The organism is Methanobacterium formicicum, from assembly GCF_029848115.1.
GTDB lineage: Archaea > Methanobacteriota > Methanobacteria > Methanobacteriales > Methanobacteriaceae > Methanobacterium > Methanobacterium formicicum.
This window is the reverse complement of record NZ_JARVXG010000052.1, coordinates 54883-62500: the sequence shown is the minus strand read 5'-3', so window position 1 is coordinate 62500 and position 7618 is coordinate 54883. Positions and strand designations below refer to the sequence as shown.

6 protein-coding genes (1 of these 6 cut by a window edge) are annotated in these 7618 nt (G+C 40.2%); all 6 read left to right on the top strand.

Annotated elements, in window-relative coordinates; translation table 11 throughout:
• On the top strand, positions 1–506 hold the 3' portion of the coding sequence (locus QC759_RS08350; RefSeq protein WP_048073844.1) for a class I SAM-dependent methyltransferase. Its footprint begins 226 nt before the window's first position; only the last 506 of its 732 coding nucleotides appear in the window; its start codon lies beyond the left edge, outside the window; it ends in the stop codon at positions 504–506.
• A gap of 144 nt (positions 507–650) precedes the next feature.
• A complete protein-coding gene (locus QC759_RS08345; RefSeq protein WP_048072533.1) occupies positions 651–1172 on the top strand; it encodes a nitroreductase family protein in 522 nt (173 codons plus the stop codon).
• A gap of 132 nt (positions 1173–1304) precedes the next feature.
• Entirely contained in the window at positions 1305–4586 is a 3282-nt protein-coding gene (locus QC759_RS08340; protein ID WP_048072532.1) for a PAS domain S-box protein, read from the top strand.
• 49 nt (positions 4587–4635) lie between these two features.
• Entirely contained in the window at positions 4636–5403 is a 768-nt protein-coding gene (locus QC759_RS08335) for a response regulator (protein ID WP_048072531.1), read from the top strand.
• Positions 5404–5657: 254 nt separating this feature from the next.
• Complete coding sequence (locus QC759_RS08330; RefSeq protein WP_048072530.1) at positions 5658–6095, top strand: response regulator; 438 nt, start codon at positions 5658–5660, stop codon at positions 6093–6095.
• A 32-nt stretch (positions 6096–6127) separates the two neighbouring features.
• Positions 6128–7555 carry a sensor histidine kinase gene (locus QC759_RS08325; RefSeq protein WP_048072529.1) on the top strand — a complete coding sequence of 476 codons (1428 nt, stop codon included), beginning with the start codon at positions 6128–6130 and terminating at the stop codon, positions 7553–7555.
• Positions 7556–7618: the final 63 nt, after the last annotated feature.

Genomic DNA, 7618 nt, shown 5'->3' with positions numbered 1-7618 from the left:
AGGGAAACACCACTGAAAGAAAGAGAATGGGGCAAATAGTACGACCAGGAGAAACTGTGGTGGATTTATTTGCAGGGATTGGTTATTTTACCATACCTATGGCGGTACATGCCCGACCAGAGAAGATCTATGCCGTGGAGATCAATCCGGTGGCCCACGGTTATCTTGCGGAGAATGTTGAACTTAACCATGTTCAGGGAGTGGTGGAACCTATTTTAGGTGATTGTAGGGATGTGGCACCACGAAATATTGCTGATCGGGTATTAATGGGGTATATAGGCAATACTGAGGAATATCTCGATGTGGCCCTGGAAGTTATCCGGGATGAAGGGATAATACATTACCATGAGTCAGTTCCAGATAAATTGAAATACATTCGTCCTGCTGAAAGGATTAGGGAAGCGGCCAATGGTTTCGAGGTGGAGGTACTGAATCAGAGGATCATTAAGAAGTATTCTCCTGGAGTGTACCACATGGTGGTCGATGCCCAGGTGTATAAAAAATAACCGAGAAATGTTAAAACAATGGATTAAAAGACTTTAAAATAAAATTAAATGGGATTTATTAATAATAATTGGATTCCTACTTGGTAACGGGGTTTGTTTAATGATGGTTTACTAAAATCATGGTAAAAATAGGGGGAAGTGTTAATGGAAGTTTTCCAGGCAATAAGTCAAAGGAGAAGTATTAGGAAATTTAAGGAGAAGGAAGTCCCGGACTCTCTGATTATGAAGATCATCCAGGCTGGTATATGGGCTCCCTCTGCAGGAAACCTGCAAAGCTGGGAGATGATCCTGGTTAAAGATCCGGAAACCAGGAAGAAACTCTCTGCGGCGGCTTATATGCGAGATTTTATATCCAAAGCCCCGGTGGTTATGGTGGCCTGCATCAATAAGAGTGTTTGCAGCATGGTTTACGGTGCCCGGGGGGTGGAGCTTTACTCTATCCAGGATGTTTCCTGTGCATTGGAGAACATGCTTCTCATGGCCCATGCTCGGGGTCTGGGAGCTTGCTGGGTGGGAGCCTTTGATGAGCAGGAGGTCATCGACTTGCTGAGGATACCATCTCAGTTAAGGCCAGTAGCACTGGTCCCCCTGGGATATCCTGATGAAAAACCATATCCTCCGCCTCGTAGGGATGTAGACGATTTTTTACACTTTGAACGCTACTGAAAACCTTTTCCATCCTCTATTTTCCCATTAAGCTATTCCCCATTGATCTTAAATTATAAATATAATGGCTAATAAATTGATAATTGCAAGCAATATTGTCATTAATTTTTCAAATCTTGGGAGGGCGGGGTTATGCCCGAAGCAAAAATTTTAGTGGTAGAGGATGATGGGCTTACTGCCATGGAGCTCCAGAGAAAATTAAAAACTTGGGGTTACGATGTTCCATCCTTTGCTTTTTCACGGAAAGAAGCGGTTAAAAAGGCTAAAGAAATAAAACCCGATTTAATTTTAATGGATGTCATGCTTAAAGGTCAGGGTGATGGGATTGATGCGGCCACTGAGATTAAAAATATCCAGGATATTCCCATAATTTATTTAACTGCCTACGGCGATTCTAAAACCCGTAAGAGGGCTGAAATCACCAGTCCCACTGCTTACATCATCAAGCCCTTTGAGGAAAATGAGTTACAGGATAAGATTGAAACTGCTCTTTCTGAACATAAACTTGAAAAAAAGTTATTCCAGATTGGAAAAACTCTTGATGATAAGTTAAGTGATTCTGGGGTTATAGTCATAAATTTAAGTGGAGTTATCATTTATATAAACAAATTTGCTGGTGATTTCACTGATTTTGAAGAAGGCATGACTGTAAATAAAGAACTGGTAAGTTTATTCCCTCTGGATGGAATTAAAAAAGGGGAAGGTTACTCAACTGATTTTATTGCCAGTGGAACCACTCCCATCACTTCTAAATCAATTATAAAGGATCATTCCAGTGACAAAGTCCATATTGAATACACTATTTCTTTTATTGAGGGAGAAACTCCGGGATCAGTGGGAGCCAGTATCGTATTCCAGGATGTAAGTCAACAGGTAGAGGATGAAAAATCCCTTAAGGAAAGGGAACAAAAGTTCCACAATATTTATTCCGAATCCCTGGCAACCGAGGTATTTGATGCGGAGGGTAACCTTTTAGAGGCCAACCCGGCTAGCCTGGAACTCTTTGGAGTCTCTGACTTCCAACTCCTCCAGCAGTTCAATTTGTTTGATAGTTTCAAACTGGATGATAAAGAATTGGAAAAACTTAAAAAAGGTTTAAAAGTTCACTTTGATTGTAAACTAGATTGGGATAAGTTAAATGAACTCAAATTCCAAAAAACAACCGAAACAGATTCGATATATCTAAATATACATGTGAGTCCACTAAAATTGGACGAAACCCATGAAGGATATTTGGTTCAATTCCAGGACATTACTGACCATCGCCAACTTGAGGAGTACCTTAAAGATACTGGCGAAAAGTATGTTAAAATGTTGGAAACCCTTGATCAGGGATTGATGGTTTATAGCAATGATTTAAAATGTATTTATTCCAATCACCGGGTTAAAGAAATAGTGGATTGCGATACCGATGCCGTTATTGGCAGGGCTCTTTCTGATGCTATAAAGCCCCTGTGGGACAGTGAACTAGAGGAAATGTGCGGAAAAACCCTGGAAACTGGTAACAGTTACCGCAGCATCAAGATTTCCAAGGATGAAAAACCATTTTACATTGAAATAAACACCTACAAATTTTTTCAAGGATTAATGGTAACTTTAGATGATGTTACCGATTTAAAAAAAATAGAAGACGATTTGAAAAGAAATGAAGAATTATATCGTTCTGTGGTTGATGAAGAGAGCGAAATTGTGTGCAGATTCAACAAAGACATGGAACTTACCTTTGCCAATGAAGCATATTATAATTTTTTCGGATTAAAAAGCGAATTCAATACTGTATTCGCCCTTTCTGAGGAAGATAGGGACCAGATGAAAGTTCACTTCCAATCCCAGGGAAATGAAGACTCTATCCGGGTCTTTGAAGGGCCAATTAAAATGGCCAGCGGTGAATTAAGATGGTGGCAGTGGGTTACTCGGGCGCTTTATAACAGTTCCGGTCAAATTGAGGAGTACCAGTCTGTAGGGCGCGATTTAACCGAGTACCATAAAAAAATGGAAAAACTCCAGGAAAACCTTAATAAATCTCGAAGTTCACTGGAATCCGTGAACACAGAATTAGATGAGGTTAAGATATCTTTAAAATCTCAAATAAAGGATAAAAATGAGAAAATAAAGTCTCTGGAAAGATTAAATGAGCAACTGGGTACTGATTTTACGGAAACAGTAGGTGAACTGGAAAAAACCATTAAAAACCAGGAAGTAGAATTAAAAAACTTACAAAACCGGGAAGAAGCACTGGAAAAAAACAGGCAACTTCTGGAAGAAGAAATAAAAGGGTTAACTGCGGATTATGAAAAATCATCCCAGGCATTGGATGATGAGAGAGTAGTTCGTAAAAAACTGGAAGATGAACTGAAGGAAAAATCCAGCAACCTGGAAAAACAGGCAAATAAATCAGCACAATCCCTATCCAAAATAGCAGACCTGGAAAAGGAAATTGAAGACTTTAATCATTCCCAGAAATCATGGGAACAGGAAAAGGTCGAATTGGGAATTGAATTAAGTAGCATGGTAAAACAACTGGAAAACACCACCCGTGATCTGAGTCTGGAGCGATCAAAAAGACTTGTCACCGAAAAAGCCCTTAAAAAAGTCAAGAAAGATTTGGCAGAGAAAACCGAAGAGATACGTAAAAAAACAGAGGACCTGGAAACCAAAAACGAAGGACTCACCCGGGAACTTGCTCTAAAAACCACGGATCTCCAGGAAAAAAGCCAGGAGATCTCCCGCCTGGGGAATGATTTCGCCCAGCAGCTGGAGGACCTCCAGAATGCCGAGCAACTGGCCAGGAAATCACTGGAAAAACGGGAAAGAGTGCTTAAAAACGTGTACACTGGGGTTAAAACGAACATGCAAATGATATCCAGCCTTAACCGGTTGCATTCAGAGTATGTTATTGATGAAATGGTTAACAAACTAAAGGACGGTCGCAGTTACCTCCGATCCTTTGGACTGGTCCATGAAAAGCTGTACCAATCCGAAGACCTGGAGCACATTAATCTCCAACCGTACCTGGACAGCATACTCCAGGATATCGTACGCTCCCAGGGGGCTAAAGACGTTGATATAACCATAAAAACCCATGATGCCTATCTGAATATGGATATGGCGGTGTTGTCCGGGTTGGTTATAAGTGAGCTGGTGATTAACTCACTCAAACACGGATTCCCCAATAAAGAACCGGGTGAAATCCGGGTAGAAGTGGTGAGTGAGGATGAAGAATTGGTGATCAATGTTGCGGACAACGGAGTGGGACTACCCCGCCATGTTTCCATTGAAACACCTGATTCATTTGGTTTACAACTGGTTAAAACCTTTGTAGATCAATCTGAAGGTTCTGTAGAAGTCAAAGATGGTGATGGTGCCAATTTTGTTATTAAAATCCCTAAAGTAAGCAGCAATTCCGGAACATAATGGCAATGATACTGGAGTGATAAACCGATGATCCAAGGTGGGAGATAACATGCTTAAACAGTCCAAAATTTTAGTGGTGGAAGACGAAGCACTCACTGGAATGGAGCTTGAAAAAAAACTGGTTCAATGGGGTTACGATGTGGTAGGCATAGTTTCCTCAGGAGAAGATGCAGTTGAGAAGGCATTAGAATTAGAACCGGACCTTATTTTAATGGATATATTACTCAAAGGCTATATGAATGGGGTGGAGGCAGCCAAGATCATCAAAAAGAACCAGGAAATTCCTATTATTTATCTGACGGCCTATTCCAACATGGAAACTTTTCAGGATGCCAAGATCACTCAACCGCAGGCCTATCTCATCAAACCCTTTGATGAAACTGAACTGAAGTTTGCCATTGAAATTGCTTTTTACTGCCATAAGTGCCAGTCAAATCTCAGGGAAAGTGAGGAACACTACCGTATTCTGGCTGAAAGTGCCCCTGACTTGATTTTCGTTATAAACAAAGATTTAACGGTGGATTATGTCAATGAATCCTCCATGGAATATCTGAAACTAGAAAAAGCAGAGGTCCTTGGAAAATCAGTTCAAGATGTATTCTCCCAGCAGTTTTTCCAACCTCATATTAAGGAATTAAAAAAGGTATTCGGCACTGGCCAGTCGGTTCGTGTTAAAAATATTTTCCAATTCCCAGAAGGTGAGGTATGGTTGGATACTCTTCTCAAACCTTTAAAAAATAAAAAAGGGGAAATATATGCTGTTTTAGGAATTTCAAGAGATATTTCTGATGATAAGCTGGATGAAATTGGGGATTAATAATTTAAAATTAAAATAAATGATTTTAAAATAATATAGTCAAAAATATAAGCCTACTCAATGGAATGAACGGTGATAAAGCCCGATCACCCGGTTCCTGGATCATATTTTTCAGTGAGGGGAGTATAATGATTTTTCATTTTACTACCTTTGCAAAATACTTTATCTAAAAAAATCCCAATATTCATTCATGTCAAAGGTGGGATGAACCCTCCTGGCCGGGGGAGTAGCCCATCATATGGAGGCTTTTTACTATGGATATGGATGAGTTGGAAATTCTTCTGGTGGAGGATAATCCCACCGATGCAGAATTAACCATGAGGGCGTTAAAACGGAAAAATCTGGCAAACAAGTTGGTTTGGGTTAAAGATGGAGAAGAGGCCATTGATTTTATTTATGCTCAAGGTCAGTTTGCAGATAGAGATCCCGAGGATCTGCCTCGACTGATACTCTTAGACCTTCGCATGCCTAAAGTAGACGGTCTGGAAGTTTTAAAACATATTAAAGCAGATGAGAGAACTCGTAGAATTCCAGTAGTGGTTTTAACTTCCTCACAAGAAGATCAAGATGTGGTGGAAAGTTATAAACTGGGTGTGAACAGTTACGTGAGTAAACCCGTGGAATTCGATGATTTCATTGAGGCAGTTTCCACCCTGGGATTGTACTGGATGCTAATAAATAAACCTCCCTAAATCTATGGGGGGGAGGTATTAGAGGGGATAACATGGGGAGTAATATCCGTATTTTGATTTTGGAAGATGTTCCACTGGATCTGGAGTTAATGGAGGCTGAACTTAAAAGAGATAACATTGACTTCATTTCCCGCTGTGTAGAAGAGGAAGTGGAATACAGAAAAGAGATAGAAGAATTCAAACCAGACATTATCCTGGCCGACCACTCCCTACCTCACTTTGATGGAATATCAGCCATGTACATTGCCCGGGAACTGGTTCCAGAAATACCATTCATTTTTGTCAGTGGCCAGATGGGGGAAGAATTTGCAGTAGAAATGCTCAAAGAGGGAGCTACTGATTATGTTCTTAAACACAACCTTTCTAAATTAAGTCACGCTGTCAAAAGAGCTCTTAGAGAAGCAGAAGAACATCGCAATAAAAAAGAGGCTGAAAAGGCCTTAATTGAAAGTGAAAGACGCTTACATGATTTGAATATCTATTTAGAGACAATAATCAATGCTTCTCCCTTTGCCATCATTGACCTGTACCCTGATGGGAGAGTAAAATCCCTCTGGAACCCGGCAGCAGAGAATATTTTTGGCTGGAAGAAAACAGAAGTAATGGGAAAACCTTTACCATTTTTAGACGATAATCGGCAACCTGATTATGAAGAAATTATTGAAAATGTTATTTCTGGTGAATTTAAGTCGGATATGGAGTTGGAATGTGCTAAAAATGATGGTACCTTGATTTATACCATGATGGCCACCGCTCCTCTTTTAAATGTTGATAACAATATTCAGGGGGTTATGGCCACATTTGCGGATATCAGTGGCATGGTATTGGCTGAAAAACAGATCAAAACGTCTTTAGAGGAAAAAGAAGTCCTTTTAAGGGAAATTCACCATCGGGTTAAAAACAATCTGCAGATCATTTCCAGTCTAATGAGTCTGCAGTCAGAATATACTCAGGAACCGGAAACACTGAAGATGTTCCAGGAAAGCAAGAATCGTATTCGTTCCATGGCTCTTATTCACGAAAAACTGTATCAATCCAAGGACATGGCCCATATAGACTTTGGAGAATACCTGAAAAGTTTGACCGAGATGCTTTCGTCTTTCCACCGGGAGAAAAAAGATGATGTGAATGTTTGTCTAAACTGTGAAGATGTTTTCCTGGAGATAGATACCGCCATTTCATTGGGGCTTATTGTTAATGAACTGGTATCTAACTGCTTCAAACATGCATTCCCTGGGAGTAGGAAGGGAAATATTGAAATAAACCTGCTTATGGTCGGGGGGGAGTGTAAACTGGAGGTGGTTGATGATGGAGTGGGACTTTCTGGCGACTTTGATCTTAATCACACCAACTCCCTGGGGCTCCAAATAGTCCAGACCCTGACCATGCAGTTAAAAGGTAATCTAGAAATAGACAAGGAAAACAAGACCCTTTTCAGGGTGTTATTCAATGCAAATTAAATTTTAAAAGGATTTTTCAGCATATTACACTTACAAGTCGTGGATAACTGTGGTCAACTTTTG